13 protein-coding genes are annotated in these 15,756 nt (G+C 30.0%); 7 read left to right on the forward strand and 6 right to left on the reverse strand.

Going from position 1 to position 15,756, the window contains the following annotated elements; translation table 11 throughout:
- Positions 1-200: 200 nt before the first annotated feature.
- Complete coding sequence (locus tag BUB83_RS00295; RefSeq protein WP_073335815.1) at positions 201-1,400, forward strand: MFS transporter; 1,200 nt, start codon at positions 201-203, stop codon at positions 1,398-1,400.
- Here BUB83_RS00295 and BUB83_RS00300 read toward each other — a convergent pair.
- From BUB83_RS00300 to BUB83_RS00325, 6 genes are all read right to left on the reverse strand, one after another.
- The gene (locus tag BUB83_RS00300; protein WP_073335817.1) at positions 1,393-2,070 is read right to left on the reverse strand and encodes a uracil-DNA glycosylase; all 678 of its coding nucleotides are present in this window, start codon (positions 2,068-2,070) and stop codon (positions 1,393-1,395) included. The two genes, BUB83_RS00295 and BUB83_RS00300, sit on opposite strands and share 8 nt — an antisense overlap.
- A gap of 18 nt (positions 2,071-2,088) precedes the next feature.
- Positions 2,089-2,487, reverse strand: coding sequence for a secondary thiamine-phosphate synthase enzyme YjbQ (locus BUB83_RS00305; RefSeq protein ID WP_073335819.1), 399 nt, complete (start codon positions 2,485-2,487; stop codon positions 2,089-2,091).
- 70 nt (positions 2,488-2,557) lie between these two features.
- Entirely contained in the window at positions 2,558-3,184 is a 627-nt protein-coding gene (locus BUB83_RS00310) for a hypothetical protein (protein WP_073335821.1), read from the reverse strand.
- Between the two features lie 3 nt (positions 3,185-3,187).
- Positions 3,188-3,973 (reverse strand): hypothetical protein, encoded by a 786-nt coding sequence (locus BUB83_RS00315; protein ID WP_073335823.1) that lies wholly within the window; start codon positions 3,971-3,973, stop codon positions 3,188-3,190.
- Complete coding sequence (locus BUB83_RS00320) at positions 3,957-4,823, reverse strand: ABC transporter ATP-binding protein (RefSeq protein WP_073335825.1); 867 nt, start codon at positions 4,821-4,823, stop codon at positions 3,957-3,959. The genes BUB83_RS00315 and BUB83_RS00320 overlap by 17 nt, the downstream gene beginning before the upstream one ends.
- Positions 4,824-5,201, reverse strand: a complete 378-nt coding sequence (locus BUB83_RS00325; RefSeq protein ID WP_073335827.1) for a GntR family transcriptional regulator — start codon at positions 5,199-5,201, stop codon at positions 4,824-4,826.
- Positions 5,202-5,435: 234 nt separating this feature from the next.
- Between BUB83_RS00325 and BUB83_RS00330 the strand changes: the two genes are divergently transcribed.
- From BUB83_RS00330 to BUB83_RS00355, 6 genes are all read left to right on the forward strand, one after another.
- On the forward strand, positions 5,436-6,017 hold the full coding sequence (locus tag BUB83_RS00330) for a hypothetical protein (RefSeq protein ID WP_084133329.1): 582 nt from the start codon (positions 5,436-5,438) through the stop codon (positions 6,015-6,017).
- Positions 6,018-6,029: 12 nt separating this feature from the next.
- Positions 6,030-6,560: a hypothetical protein gene (locus tag BUB83_RS00335; RefSeq protein ID WP_073335829.1), complete on the forward strand. Its 531-nt coding sequence runs from the start codon at positions 6,030-6,032 to the stop codon at positions 6,558-6,560.
- A gap of 14 nt (positions 6,561-6,574) precedes the next feature.
- Positions 6,575-12,274: a hypothetical protein gene (locus BUB83_RS00340; protein WP_073335831.1), complete on the forward strand. Its 5,700-nt coding sequence runs from the start codon at positions 6,575-6,577 to the stop codon at positions 12,272-12,274.
- Positions 12,275-12,300: 26 nt separating this feature from the next.
- Positions 12,301-13,305 (forward strand): hypothetical protein, encoded by a 1,005-nt coding sequence (locus BUB83_RS00345; RefSeq protein ID WP_073335833.1) that lies wholly within the window; start codon positions 12,301-12,303, stop codon positions 13,303-13,305.
- On the forward strand, positions 13,302-14,024 hold the full coding sequence (locus tag BUB83_RS00350) for a hypothetical protein (RefSeq protein ID WP_073335835.1): 723 nt from the start codon (positions 13,302-13,304) through the stop codon (positions 14,022-14,024). The genes BUB83_RS00345 and BUB83_RS00350 overlap by 4 nt, the downstream gene beginning before the upstream one ends.
- 127 nt (positions 14,025-14,151) lie before the next feature.
- Positions 14,152-15,597, forward strand: coding sequence for a LuxR family transcriptional regulator (locus tag BUB83_RS00355; RefSeq protein ID WP_073335837.1), 1,446 nt, complete (start codon positions 14,152-14,154; stop codon positions 15,595-15,597).
- Positions 15,598-15,756: the final 159 nt, after the last annotated feature.

The following is a 15,756-nucleotide window of genomic DNA, read 5'->3' on the forward strand; positions in this document are numbered from 1 at the left end:
ATAATTAATCATAACTATAGAAGGATGCCTACGAAAGTGAGACATCCTTTTTTCATTAATATAAGTAAAGAGTTTCAAATAAATTGAAACCAATATTTGGTTATGCTATAATCTTCTGTGGAGTTATTAAATAAAAGTATACTGTGCCTACTTTATGGCACAGTATACTTTTAAAAATTAATTTATTGGAGACATACTTAATGGACAATTATAAACACAAATTAAAAGGAAATATTTTAAAAAATTATATTTTTATATTCTTAAGTAGATTAGATTTGACCCAAGGAATATGGATGATATATCTTGCAGTAAAGGGAATGACTTTGACGCAGCTTGGATTATTAGAAGGAATCTTTCATTTAGTTTCCTTTACCATGGAAGTCCCTACAGGTGTTGTTGCTGATTTGTGGGGAAGAAGAGTAAGTAGAATAATGGGAAGAGGTTTTGCTATGGTAAGTATGATAGTATTAATGTTTTCCAATTCTTTCTTTATGTTTGCGGTAGCTTTTGCTATTTTGGCAATATCTTTTAATTTAGAATCAGGAGCTGGAGAGGCACTGATTTATGATTCTTTGAAAGAAATAGATTTAGAAGATGATTATATAAAAGTAAATGGTAAAAATGAAATGTTTATGCAAATCGCTTCAGTTGTTGCCTTACTTTTAGGAGGATACTTAGCATCTAAGAATTATTTATATGCTTTTGGGTTTAGTGCTATTTTAGCAGCAATAACTATGGGACAAGCATTTTTATTTGTTGAACCTAGCATTGCAATAGAAAATAAAGAAAACAAAAATCAAAATATATTCTTTTCTCAAATTAAAGATAGTTTGAGTGTAATAAGGAATAACAAGAAGGTTGGTTTCTTAATTGTTTTTATAAATATTATTGCTTTAAGTGTTACAAGTTTATTTTATTATCTTCAGAATTATTGGAAGGTAGGGGGATATTCTGAATTTCAGATAGCTATATTTTTATCTATATCTTCTTTATTAGCGGGTTTTATGGCTACAAAGGTTTATAAATTAGAAGAGGTGATAAAAGAAAAAGGCATTATTGCTTACATGCCTTTTATAATTGTTTTAGCTATGTGGGGAATTGCTTTAACTAACTGTGCACCAATTTTTTATATTTTAATAGGTGTTACGGAATCCATTGTTTTTGTAGCAACAAGTGATTATATAAATAAGTTAATACCTAGTGAAAATAGGGCTACAATATTATCTTTTCAAAGTATGGTGTTTAGCTTACTTATGATATGTGTATTTCCTATAATAGGTAAAATAGGGGATAGCGTTTCTTTGAATTTTGCTTTCAAAATAATGGCTATCCTAGGGACTATACTTGCTTTAGTGAATGCATATATGGTACTTAAGGTAGAAAACAAAAGTATTAATTAATATTTTCTATTTGCCAGTCAATAGGATTTTCACCTATGGACATAAGAAAATTATTTGTTTCAGAAAAAGGTTTACTTCCCAAAAATCCTCTATAAGCAGATAAAGGGCTTGGGTGAACAGACTGTATTATATAATGTGCTGGATTGGTTATTATTTTTAGTTTTGATTGAGCATTTTTTCCCCATAGTATGAAAACTATGGGCTTTTCCCTTTCGTTTAATAAACTAATTATTTTATTGGTAAAATGCTCCCAACCTATATTTTGGTGGGAGTTTGCTTCGCCAGCTTTAACTGTTAATACAGCATTAAGAAGTAATACACCTTGGCGAGCCCATTTTTCTAAGTACCCATTATTAGGTATAAAACAATTTAAATCACTTTGAAGCTCTTTATAAATATTTAGTAGTGAAGGAGGAATAGCCACATCTGGTTTTACAGAGAAACTTAAGCCATGTGCTTGATTAGCCCCATGATAGGGGTCTTGACCCAAAATAACAACTTTAACATCTTTATAATCAGTAAACTTCAATGAGTTAAAGATATGGTACATATCTGGATATACTGTTTGAGTTTTATATTCCTTTATCAAGAACTTTCTAAGTTTCAGGTAATAATCTTTTTTAAATTCATCTTCTAATAAAAGTTGCCAACTATTTTCTAATATTTGCATTTAAACCACCTATATTATTTAACCTTCCATAATTTTAATATTAACTTTTCTAGTTCTTGGGCCGTCATATTCTAGAAAATAAATTCCTTGCCATGTGCCAAGAATTAATTGCCCATTATCAATTATAATATGTTCACTGAAACCCATCATACTAGATTTTATATGAGCAGCAGAGTTTCCTTCATAATGTAGATAATTATCATTAAGGGGAACGATTTTATCCATTTCCTTAACAAAATCTTTAACTACATCTGGATCAGCATTTTCATTAATAGTAACTGCAGCGGTGGTGTGAGGAATAAATACCATACATATTCCATTTTTCACACCAGATTCTTTAACGATTTTCTTCACTTCACTACTTATATCTATCATCTCTGTACTTTTGTTTGTTTTAACTTGAAATGTATGTATCATTAAATCACACTCCTAAATTTTCTTATAGTTATTATTCTACCACTTGATTTATAATAAGCAATACACAAAATTAAGCCTTATAATTCATTACTTTTTTCAAAGTATATATATAAGATTTTTTTAGTGTAAAAATTGCAATGATGATATTTAACATTATTAAAGAAATTTCAAAATAAAAAACATTTATAGCATTCACATCTCTAAGAATGCTGCGCATTATAATCCAAGTAATAAATGTGAAAAAATAATTACCCAAAATCAAAGCTGTTGTTCTATTGTCTTGATTTAACCTTAATTTTAGTTCTGTTGAAGTAAAGTTAGGATAGAATATATTTGAAAAAATAAAGAAACATGAAATATAAACTAAGTAGAATATTGAAGTTTCTGAAGGCTTAACTAGATTTATAATTAAGATAATAATAAAACTTGTACCAAAAATAATATATGTATGTAAATATAAAAGCTTTATTATATCTTTTGTTTTAAAAGGTGCCATGGATAAAATAGTATAATTTTCACTGCATAATTTATCTAGAATAGTAGGAAAAATTATACAACAACAGGTTGCTACCATAATATTTAAAAAGTCATACTTAGGTAAGAATGCGGGGAATATTATAAATATAATAAAAACTAATGTTTGATAAAAACCATTAAATCTCAAAAGTTTTTTGTAATTATCTAATAAAGTTTTCATATTTTATCCCACCTTTTCAGAAATTTTTAAAGGAAGTTTGCAACATAAATAATATCCAGTAAAAACTGATAATATTATTAGCAGTAAACCCTGTACTCCTCCAAAATATCTGCAAGCTTTAAAAAATGGAGAGAATAAAGGGCCAAGAGCATTGTACATATTTTCCGGGGTAACCTTAGTGTTGGGTTGAGGGAAATGCATAGTTAAATTATAAATACCGAGATACATTACAAGTATAGGAAAGAATGCAGGTAAAAATTTAATGAATTTATATTTTTCAGAAGCTATAGAGTCTAATCCAGTTGATAAAGAAAATAATAAAAAAGCAGAAATAAAGATTAAAACAAAAAAACCAGCATAAGCAGATATCATATCTGTTGGCGCTACGAAAATGTTAATTATTAAAAGGAATAAAGTGATTATTAAACCACATAAAGATGAAACCAAAAGTATAAAAAAATTAGTATTCAAAATATCTATTTTTTTTATAGGGACTTGTATAAGAACATTAGAGAAATTTCTTCTATGTGTCTTGTTTTTGTGTGAATAATCTCTATAAAGATTTTGGCTTAAAGAAAAAGGTAATACAATAGCTATAAGTAAAAAACATAGGGAACCATTAAATATAATATTATTACTATTGATATAATCGTTTATAGATAATTTTAGAATATAGCAATTTGCTATTGATATAAATATAAAAATTATATTGAATACAAAGAAAAGCTCATTAGAACCACTACAATTTATAATCCAATAAGATTTTAAGATTTTAAATAACTTTTTCATTTTTTTCACCCCATATACTAAAAGTTAGGAAATTCTCAATATTAGGTTTACTTCCTTTTAAATCCTTGAAATATAGATTGGCTTTATCTCTTGAAATTAAACCCTCAAAGGAGAACTCACCTTTCTTGATGCCTACAAATTCCTTTTCTAAGCCATTTAAAACATCTAAACCACCATTTAATATTAGGTATTTTTCTTCTAGTTTATCAATTGAAAGACTATCCAGTATTTTCCCATTGTTAATTAAGGTTACAAAATCAGCTACTTTGTCTAAATCAGAGGTGATATGGGTAGAAAAAAACACTGATTTTTCTCCATCAGATACAAAATCTCTTAATAGGTCTAATACCTCTATTCTTGCCATAGGGTCAAGTCCTGCGGTAGGTTCATCTAAAATAAGCAGCTTGGGATTATGAGCAAAAGCTAGGCTCAGCATGGCTTTAGTTTTCATTCCTTTAGAAAATTCGCTAATTTTTTTATTTAAAGGAAGTTCCCATTTCTTCACAAAAGTAAGAAATGTGTGATTATCCCAATTATCATAAAAAATTTTGAGGGCTTTTGCGTGATTTTTAAGAGTTGAATTTAAAATAAAATAATCTTCATCGGGTACATATCCTATACAGCTTTTAACAAGTTCTTCGTCTTTGATATTATCTTTGCCTAAAATATTTATTTCGCCTGAGTTTTTTGCTATTGCATTTAAAATAAGTTTTATAGTTGAAGTTTTACCTGCTCCATTCTCTCCGATAAAACCCATTATTGATCCTTTTTCAAGAGTTATATTGATATTATCTAATTTGAAATCACCAAAATTTTTGCTTAAATTTATTATCTCTAACATATTTTCCATTTATAAATCCCCCTTATAAATTTTTTCGATTATATCTATAATATCTTTTTTTTCTAATCCAGATTTCATTAGTTCCAGTGTACTTATTTTATACTCTTCTATTAATTTAAGGTTTTTTTCTTTTATTAAGCTGTTGATATTTGCATTATTTACAAAGGTTCCTCGTCCAGAAATAGAGTAAATAAGATTTTCACGTTCTAGCTCCAGGTAAGCTCTTTTGGTGGTAATGGTACTTACATTTAATTCCTTAGCAAGCTGACGAACTGAGGGCAGAGAATCATTGTATTTTAAATTACCAGATAGAATGCTTTCTTTTATGCTGAGTTTTATTTGTTCATACATAGGTAAATCACTAGTGTGGTCCATAAAAATATTCATTTATTCACCTCTTTTAAGGTTAACACATCGTATATATCATATATACACACTACCATTATAGGAATCATTTGTCAATACAAAAATAGGAAATGAATTAATTATTATTAATAAAAAGAAATTCATTAGAAAAATCACCCTAAGGGGTTATTTTTCTAATCCTACCCTTAAATTATAATTAGAATAAGGGTTTTTATATTCAAAAGCAAATAAAACTACTATGTAGGGGGTAAATGAATGGTAAATCAAAAAGCTAAAGCAAATGATTCTTTTATGAGTAGTTTAAAGGATTCTATTATAATGATTACAAATCCAGCAGCTATTTTAAAGAAAAAGATGCAAGGCGTATCATGGCAAGTAGCACTTATTATTCCAGGAAGTGCATTTTCATTATTTTTTCTACAAACAGGAATTGATTTATTTAGAAATGGATCAATAGGATTAATTAGGGTAGTGTTAATGGGTTTACTTGGTGTAATTTACGGTACTATCGGAGTTACGGGATTATCGATAATCTGTTTTTTTATAACTAAATCTATGGGAACCACTAAAGATATGAAGTGGGCAATATCTACTTTTGCAATGGGGTATAGTGGCACATTAGTATATGCAGTAACAGGACTAATTTTTTCTTCTTTATTGGGTTGGAACACCGCAGTTGCTTTTGGGGTAACAGGGGTTTTGTGGGCATTAAGACCTATGATGGCAACTATTCGTCATATGACTAATGGGAATGCAACTATTGGTGTGATTTTGTCCACTATTTGTGGCACAATTTTATTATTTGGTTGGGCTTTATTAAGTCAACTAGGGGTTTAGGGGGAGAGTAATATGAATCAAGTTAAACAAAATAATTCTAAAAAATACCCGGCCAAGACTATGAATGAAACTAGCAATACTTTAAGGGATATACTGATATTCCTTCCTTTTGGTATAATGCTTGGATGGCAACCAGGTTACTTAGCAAGTTTAATATCTTTGAAAACTACTTTAAGTGTGATAATTTCGGTAGTAATAGGAGTATTGTTAATTAAAACTTTAAAAAGTTTTTATTGTGGACAGATGGCAAAGAATGGAGTAGAAGCTTGCAGAATAATTTCTAATAAAATATTGAACAAAAGTGTTATCAATATGGTTCCATTCATTGTAATTGCATTCTTAGCACAATTTTTTTTAAAATGGAATACTATAATGCCTTTTGCATCTACAGGACTAATAGCTATTATAACAACTGCATCAGCAGAAGTAACAAAAGTAGGGATAAAAGGGTGGAAAGTTATGATTATTCCTACTTTGATAGGAACAGTTTTTACTACTATATGGATGTTTATAGTGACTTTTATGACAAATTTAGGGATGTAGGAGGTGAAAAAGATATGAAAAGAATAAAAAATCGTAGATCTAAAATTATGAGAAGAACAGGATTATTTTTTATGTTTTTCTTTATAACTAATATTATATTTTGCTTATCAAGTGTGGCATTTGCAGAAGATGCGGAAAGACAAGTTCTTTCTAAAGTAGGTGCACAAGTTTCAGGTTTTGATGTTGAGGAAATTGACGGATCTGAATTTGGTATTTCAGGTAAAGTTTATGGTGGTGCTACTAGTAATGTAGTAATTGAATTAAGCACTAAAATCAATGAAGATGAAAAAAAGAAGGTTAAGAGTGCTTTACTTGATGGAATTGTAAGTGAAGCAGTACAAGATGGAGAAGTAGAAGTGTTAAAGAAATTCAAGCAAAATATTAATGAATATGAAGTCTCGGTTTATGAAATTGAAGATTATGAATACGGATATATTATAGCATGGTCATTAGATTTTCCAGAAAACTACTCTTTAGTAGCGGTATTAGGGTCAGATCTTAATAGTGCAAGAAGTGAAGTGGAGAGTATATATAAAACTATGATAAGTGAAATGGTGAATGTAGGGATAGTACAGGATAAAGGAACTATTATAATACCAGATGAAGATACAGCAGCGGGTATTGAGGAGGAAAATGTTTCCCAGGAATCAGATAAAACAATTGATGGAGCACTTATTCAGGGAGAACCATTAGACGAGCCTATAGAAGTGTGCAATACAGTTAATATTGCTGCAGTACAAAATGGACCAACTAATCCAACAACTTTTACTATAAATGAATCACATTTATTAACATACATTAAAAATTACCATTATAATTATGGACAAGGAGCACCCGCTGGGACTATAGGGTTAATTGATAGCAGTGGGAATACTTATGGACCCTGGGAAGTAACGATTTATGGAGAGCTTTATTGGGAAGTGTCACCTAATATTATTTTACCAGCTGAAACCTATACAATTATTGATTCAGATCCTTCTACTTGGTCGCAAAATAGTGAATCAGGAGGTAGAGGAATGTCAACAGTTATGTCTACTCCAAATTTTAATACTATTGGGGAAGATACTAATGAACAAAAAAAGAATGATGATATTTATATTGATGATTTAAGGGAAGAGGCCCCTATTAATAATCAATCACAAGGTGGAGTGGCAAGTATAGGTATTATACCTGGACCAGAAAATACTACAGAAAGTGTTGTTGGTGTTGTGGTGCCAGGAGTAGTTGGAGTTGCCATTTCTGTTGTGGCAGGGATAGCCAGTGGAATACCTCCAGTTGGTGGAGGCGGAATGTCCAACCCAATTTCCAATAATCCTACACCTACATCAGGAAATTCAAAAGGAAATTCTGGGAGTAATTCAAATGAGTTAGATAATAAAACTGGAAATATCTATAATCCTGACAAAAACAATTCAGATTTTAAGGATCAAGATATTGAGAAAAATGGTAACACGCTTAAGGATGATGTAAATAATGTAAGCGAGGTAGGCGATGTAAGTAATATAAGTCAAGCATCTGTATACGACTTCCGAAAAAACAAGAATAATGTTGGGATTGATACTTCAGATTTAGAACCAAAATCTAGTGTTGAGAATAATAATGAAATGGAAAATGAATATGGTATAGATGGATTTAATGAAAATGGGTATGATAAAGACGGATTTGATTCTAGAGGGTTTGATGAAAATGGCTATGACAAAGATGGTTTTAACATTGAAGGAAGAGATAAAGATTCATTCGACAGAGAAGGGTATGATCTAGCTGGATATAACAAAAAAGGATTCGATAAAAATGGAGTAGATAGACAGGGCTATAATAGTAGAGGCCTGGATAAGGATGGTTATGACAGAGAAGGATATGATAGCAGGGGCTACGATAAAGAAGGCTTTAACAAACAGGGATTTGACAAAGATGGGTATATGGCAGATGGTTATAATTCAAGAGCTATGGATAGAGAGGGTTATTACAGAGATGGGTTTAATACTTTAGGTTATGACAAAGAAGGATTTAATAGAAATGGCTTTAATGGTAGAGGATATGATCGAGAGGGCTTTAATCAACAGGGATATGACAATAATGGGTTTAATAGAGAAGGGTATAATTCTAATGGATATGATAGGCAAGGATACAATAGTGAGGGTTATGACAAGTTTGGTTTTGATAAACAGGGTATAGATAAAGAGGGTTATAATAAAGAAGGATTTGATAATGAAGGTTATAACAGAGAAGGATATGATTCTCAAGGCTTTAACAAAGATGGCTATGATAGTCAAGGATATGATATTCAAGGACTTAATAAAGATGGTTTTGATAAAGAAGGATTTGATATCAATGGGTTAAATAAGGAAGGCTATGATAGACATGGTTTTGATAAAAATGGCTACGACAAAGAAGGCTTTAATGAAAAAGGATTTAATAATGAAGGCTATGATAGAGAAGGATTTAATGCGGAAGGTTTTGATAAAAATGGTTTCGACAGAGAAGGCTTTAATTCAGAAGGATATGACTCAGAAGGTTTCGATAGAGAAGGCTTTGATAAAGAGGGTTATGGAAGAGATGGATATGATAAGGATGGGTATAATAGAAGCGGTTATGACAAATTTGGTGTTCATAAAGATTATAAAAAGAAGCATGAAATATCTTTAGCCGACTGGAATAAACAAGTTAAAGAAATTCAAGATCAAATTTCTGCATTAGATAAAGCAATCAATGATAAACAGGCTAGAATCAATAAGCTAAAAGGGTTCATGAAGCAAGATGATAACGTAAATGGGGAAGGTAGTCCTTTTGATGTAGATACTAATTCTAGTTGCACATATACCCCAACTGAAAAGGATATTGATGTGCATGGAACAGAACTTAATGGACCTATAGCAAATATAAAAGAAGGAAGTACCAATCCTTTTGATTTTACAGATGAGGCCCCTAATTATAATGATGAAATCAACAAGCTTCAAAAGGAAATTAATGAATTAAAAGGATTAAAAAAGGAAAGAATGGATGCCTTAAAAGAGTTGCAGGATAAGAAACCTAAACTTCCTGAAGGTGAAGAAAAACCAGAGACTCCTGAAATACCAGAAGAACAAGAAATGCCTGATGAAATAGAAGACTCAGAGCTACCAGAAGAACAAGAAATGCCAGAAAACTCAGAAGATTCCGAAGAAATGGAGTATCCGGAAGAGCAAGAAGAACAAGGAGAACCTGAGTATCCAGAAGAACAAGAGGAACCTGAGTATCCAGAAGAAACTGAAGAACCAAATGAATCAGATTTACCAAATGAACCAGATGAATCAGAAGAACAACAGGAGAAACAAGATACTGATAAACTAGAGACTGCTGATGATTCAGAATTAGAAGTTCCAGAAGAATATGATGGATTCCCAAAAGACGGAGAAGAAAAAACTTTAATTGGGGCTACAGATGGAAGGGAATACAATCTTAAATATGATAGAAAAACAGGGGAATGGATAAATACTGAATCAGGAAACCCATTTGACCCTGATAAATTTGAAAAATGGCAGGAAGATTTAGCAGAGGATAAAAGAAGAGTGGCAGAAGATATTGAAAAAATGCAAAATAGAGAAGATGCTGAATCAGAAAGAATGAAATTCATATTACAACTTGAGCAAGCTAAGAAAGCAGCTGAAAGAAATGGGCTTACTGGAGATGAAGATGGAAGAGGTGATGTAGCAGGGGAACTTGGTAAAATTTTAAACGATATTACTGAAGGAAAAGGATACGATGAAGATAAAGTAAATCAGATTAAAAAAATTATAAAGAATCGTATTAATGGAAAAACAATAGGCAAAGATGATTATGTTCCTTTTGAAGAAGAAGATTGGTGGAAAGATACTTCTACTATGAAAGATAGTTTGAATAAAACCTATAAAGAAGTTGTTACAGGAACAAAAGAAGATGGAAGTATGTCAGTATTAGGGATGGGGGCTAGAATTCTTATTGCTGTGGGAACTTCAGGGCAATCAGAATATGTTTTAACTGTTGCGGAAGGAATGGAAATTGTAAAAGATGGAGTAGAAAAAGATAAATCTTATACAGAAATTATGACTGATGTTGTAATTAAAGTAGTTGTAGATGAAGGTGCTGGAAGAATAGTAGAAGGTGGACTAGGAGTTGTAGTAAAAGGAGCAGGCATAGTTGGAGAAAGTGCAGGTTTTATTGCAAAAGAATTCTGTCCGGGACTTACAAAGAGTGCAGGAGAAATTGCTGAAAAAATAATACTTACAGCTAAAAAGGGTAATATAAAATTCAGTGGTAAATTAGGATTAATAGACGAAAAAGCAGCTAAAGCGGCAGTAAAACAGATTGAAAAACAATTATCTGAATTAGGAGAACAAGGAGCAAAAGCTTCAACTAAAACTTCAACTAAAGTAATAGGAAGTAATGGGGATGATATTGCTGAAAATGTTTTGAAATCTAAAGGTAAAAATAATATTGATGTTGATAATAGCACTGTTAACCCAAAACAAAAAACAACAATGGATTCAGACATTGAAGTGAAAAAATCTACAAAGGCTGGTTCAAATGTTGATGAGTTGGAGGTGAAGAATAATAAACAAACTAGTAGTACTGAAGAACCTGAAATAAATAAGAAAAAGGAAGACTTTTATAAACAGCATGAGAAGAAAGATTTTGATACCAAAACTATAGATGAAACTGATGCTGAGTATAAAAAATATCTAGAGGACATTGAGGCTAGGAAGAACAAGATAATTGATAAAGCTCAAAATAAGGATATAACTAAAGAGGATATTCTAGAAATCAAATCAGATCCTGGTACCATGAGAGATGTGAAGACAACACCTGAGGAAGTTAGAAAAGAGATAAATAAAGCTATGAATGAAAAAATATATAAACCATCCTATGATGAAGTAAGAGAAAAGGCTGTACAGAAACTTGGAGGAAATCTTAAAGACTATAAAGTTCAGTCAGTTAGAACCCCTGGTAAAAAATATACTTTAGCAGATTTAAATACAGATAATGATATTGTATTAATGAAAAAAGTAATGGGACCAGATGGTAAACTTAAATGGGAGGAAGTACCTGCAGATAAGTGGAAAAATGATTACTTTGAGGCATATGGAAAGAATACTAATGTATTAAAGGATGGTAAATTCGATGTGGAAATGGCTAAAGGTAAATACAAAAATGTGGATTGGGATAGCATGGATGATGCAGCAAAACTAAAAAAATGGGCAGAAATACATGGAGAAACACCTACAGACGTATTTGATCCAGAGGCAGCAGTGGACTTCAGCAAACAAAATAAAGGGATTTTGCGTGGAACAGATGTTAGTGAAGAATCCATTTTGAAAATTAATAATGAAACTGGTACTTTAGTAGATGCTGAAGGATTAGGTAAAATGGAGCAGTACAAAGTTACCCATTATTGGGATAAAGGGGATGTGGTTTCTCAGAAAGAAGCTTTAATTCAGCTAGAAAAGATGTCAGATTTATCAAAGAGCATAGAAGGTAAATACAATGACATGATTAGAACGGGCAAAATAGATAGCAGATATAGTATTAAGCCAATGTCTAAAGAAATGAATGAAGGCTTAAAAATCATAAAAAATAATAATTTATCCCCTACAAGAAGAGATTTTGAACTTAGAAAATTAGGATTCGATGGACCAGTAGATTTTGCTGATAAGTTATCTATAAGATTAGAATTTCTAAAAACTTTAAAATTCAAATAAAATAAGAAAATAAGGAGTTGGATAAAATGGTAGCACCTGACTTAATACAAGTAGATTTATCCTTAATAGAAGCATTAGCATATAACATGGGGCTCAATCCTATTGAATTGTCCCCTTTCTACAACAAATTTAAAGGAAAAAAACAAAAATTAGATCAAAGCGCAGAAGATTATTTTAATAGTGAAGAGGGATATGAAATATTAGAATTTTTGTTTTTCCCTAAATATAAAATTCGTTATAAAACAGGAAATAAAGAAGGTTTAGTTGATGAATTTCACACATTATTTATAGAAAATAATGATCAGGTTGTTGTTTTAATGCCCAATAGAAAAGAAGAGTATGTTATATTATCCTTTCAAGATAAAAACGATTATGCAGAATGGTGGACAAATATTTATTGTGTTGAAAATGATAGTAATGAGGAAAGTGTTCAAGATAATAAACAGGGGAATATTTTTTCCTCTGTTAATAACACAAATGAATTATTTGCACTAATACACCTAATGGATACTTATAAAAGAATGTATTTAGAAAGTATGCTTAATTACAGTACAAAACAGTATACAGCTCTTTTTTTAGAGTCATATAATGAAACTTTCAATTTATCAAAAAATAGTGGAGATATTAGATGGACACTGTCATTGTTAATAGAAATGTTACCTGATGAAGGGGATTTTTTGAATAAGAATACAAGGGCATTAGTTAATTTTTTAGAGGAAAATAAATGGATAAAAGTTTGGAAAAAAGATGGTGTGGAAAAAGAAATTGTATCCTTTGAGCCTAAAGCTATAAAAGCAGCAAAAGAATTTATGAAAATATGGCAAGGATTTATAGGAGTAAATTTGTACAGTTTTGAAGAAGATAATATCAGTACAATATCAAGACAATGTATAGTACCAACGGTTAAATCAAACTATTTATTATATCTTTACCCTAATAAAAAAGGTGAGATGTGTATAAATAGTAAAGAATTAACCAAAGAACAATTTTTACAAGTTAAAAAGCAATGGCTAGAAAGTGTGGTTTCATGAAGAAGTTCAAAAATCCGCAGAAGAAAAATGTTTATATCTCTTTGATAATTTCAGCTATTGGAATGTTTATGATGCTATCTGTAAACCTATTTGAAATAGATATGATGGATGGTGGAGGAGCCCTTATAATTTTGGGAATATTTGTATGTATTTCAGGATTAGTTGTGGCGGCTTTATTTAATAAAAGAGCTAGAGTATTAGAAGGTATGTTTACAGAAGAAAAGTTGTTAGTGCATTGGTATTATGATGAAGAAAATTGGGAAAAATATAATGAAGAAAATTATTTAATGATGAAAGAAAGAAATAAAGCTTTGTTAATATTGATAGGAGTAATTGCTTTGTTTGTGGGACTAGTATTTTTAATAGTCAATCCAGATGATGCTGGACCAGCAGTATTTGGAGTTATGATTTTATTAGTTATGGTGCTAGCATTTGTTGCTTTTTTAGTTCCAAAGCTAACTTACAATAAAAACAAGAAAAAAGTTGGAGAAGTTTATATTTCTTCTAGTGGAGTTTTTATAAATGGTGAATTACATGTATGGGAGGGCTTTGGAGCAAGATTTAAAAAGGCTAGGTATGCTGGAAAAGAGAAGAATATTATTCAGTTTACTTACTCAGTACCTATCCAATATGTAAGACAAACATATAGTGTAAATGTACCAGTACCGAGAGGTAAGGAAATGGATGCAAATTTAGTATTGGAGTATTTTAAAAAATAAATAGCAAGAAATAAATAAAAAAAATAGTAATGGGAAAAAGTATTTTGGAATATTAATGACATCTATGATATAATTTAGAAAATAAAACAATTGAAAAAACATAATACTATGAAAAGTGGTGTAATATATGAAAAATATTGATAAATTTCCTATGATGATTTTAGCATTGATTTTTGGATGGCTACTGTCTCTGCCTATGAACGGACCAGTTCTAGTGGCATATAGCCTTTATAAAAAGGTGGATTTAGGGAATTTATCTTTATTTTTTATTTGTGTGCATGCTTTATCTTTACTAATAATTCCTTTTATAAATAGTGAAAAGTTAAAAGCTGCACAATTATTGTTTTTAGAAATGCTTATGCTTTCACTGTTAAATTTTACTTTAATATGGATTGACATAAAATTTTGGTATATAGCATTAGGATTAATGGCTTTTATATCTGCTGATATTGTTATCAAATTTGGATATTATTATACAAAGGTAACCTCATTTGTGGATAGAATAAAGTATATATCTATGACAATTGTTATTGGGAACATTTTTTATTACATAGTAAGTGTTTTGAGTTTATATTTGAGAACTGATTCTCTCGTTATATTCACAACAACACCTTTATTGATAAATATAGTTTTGATTGGAATAAAATTTTCAAAGGATAAAGAGTATTTTAAAATTAATATTAGTATAAATAAACCAATTCCTCATATATTTATTTTAATGATGTGCAATTTAACTTTTGGAATATTTATTAATTGTGGATTTATGAGTATGGTGATTTATCCTCATTATGAACAATTTTGGAATTTGCATTTATACCTTGAAACTATTTTATATATCATTGCACTTATGATAATGTACTTTATTGGAGATAAGGTACAAAGAATTTTGCCCTTGGTTTTGTGTGTGGTATTTATATTTGCAGCTTTTCTATCATTTATGATATTTGAAAGTACCATACAAGGATATATACTAATAGAATTATTTATACAATTCGCATACGCTTTTGTGAATGTATTTCTTTGGACATTATTAGGTGATGTTGCTTCTATTTATGGAAGGGAATTTCATGTTTTTGGTATTATACTTGCATCAAATGTTATTTCGATTTTTGCGGGTAGTATATTAGGTGCTAAATTAATTTCTATAGACAGCAGTTATAAGGTTTTAACGGGAGTATTTTCTTTAATAATATTATTTTTGGTCATCAATATAATACCTTGGATAAATGAAAGGCTACATAAAGATATAAAGGAAGAAAATATATCAAAAAAGAAATCTGGTGGAACTGAATTTGTTGAAGAAAAATCATGTCAGCTTAAAGAAAAAGATATTGTATATGGAATTAATTTGGGTGAAATACCAAATGTGAAATTACTAACTCCAAGAGAAATGGAAGTAATAGTACTTTTGCTTAAAGGATATACTAATAAAACTATAACAGAAGAATTATTTATAAGTGAAAATACATTGAAGGTACATAATAGGAATATTTATAAGAAATTACAGGTTAAAAATAGAAAAGAATTATTTCAATTAACATTAAGTAGTAAAGAAAAAGCTAATACACCATAAATCACCCCGTAGGGTGATTTATTTTTTTTGAAAATAAACTAAAATTAAAGTAATAATATAATGCTTAAGATGGAGTTGGTTATATGAGTAGAGAATCTTTAAAAATCTTAATAACAACTTCGCTAGTTATAATTCTAGGAATAGTTTTAGTATTCTTAG

It is taken from the genome of Clostridium grantii DSM 8605 (assembly GCF_900129965.1).
Lineage (GTDB): Bacteria > Bacillota > Clostridia > Clostridiales > Clostridiaceae > Clostridium_AF > Clostridium_AF grantii.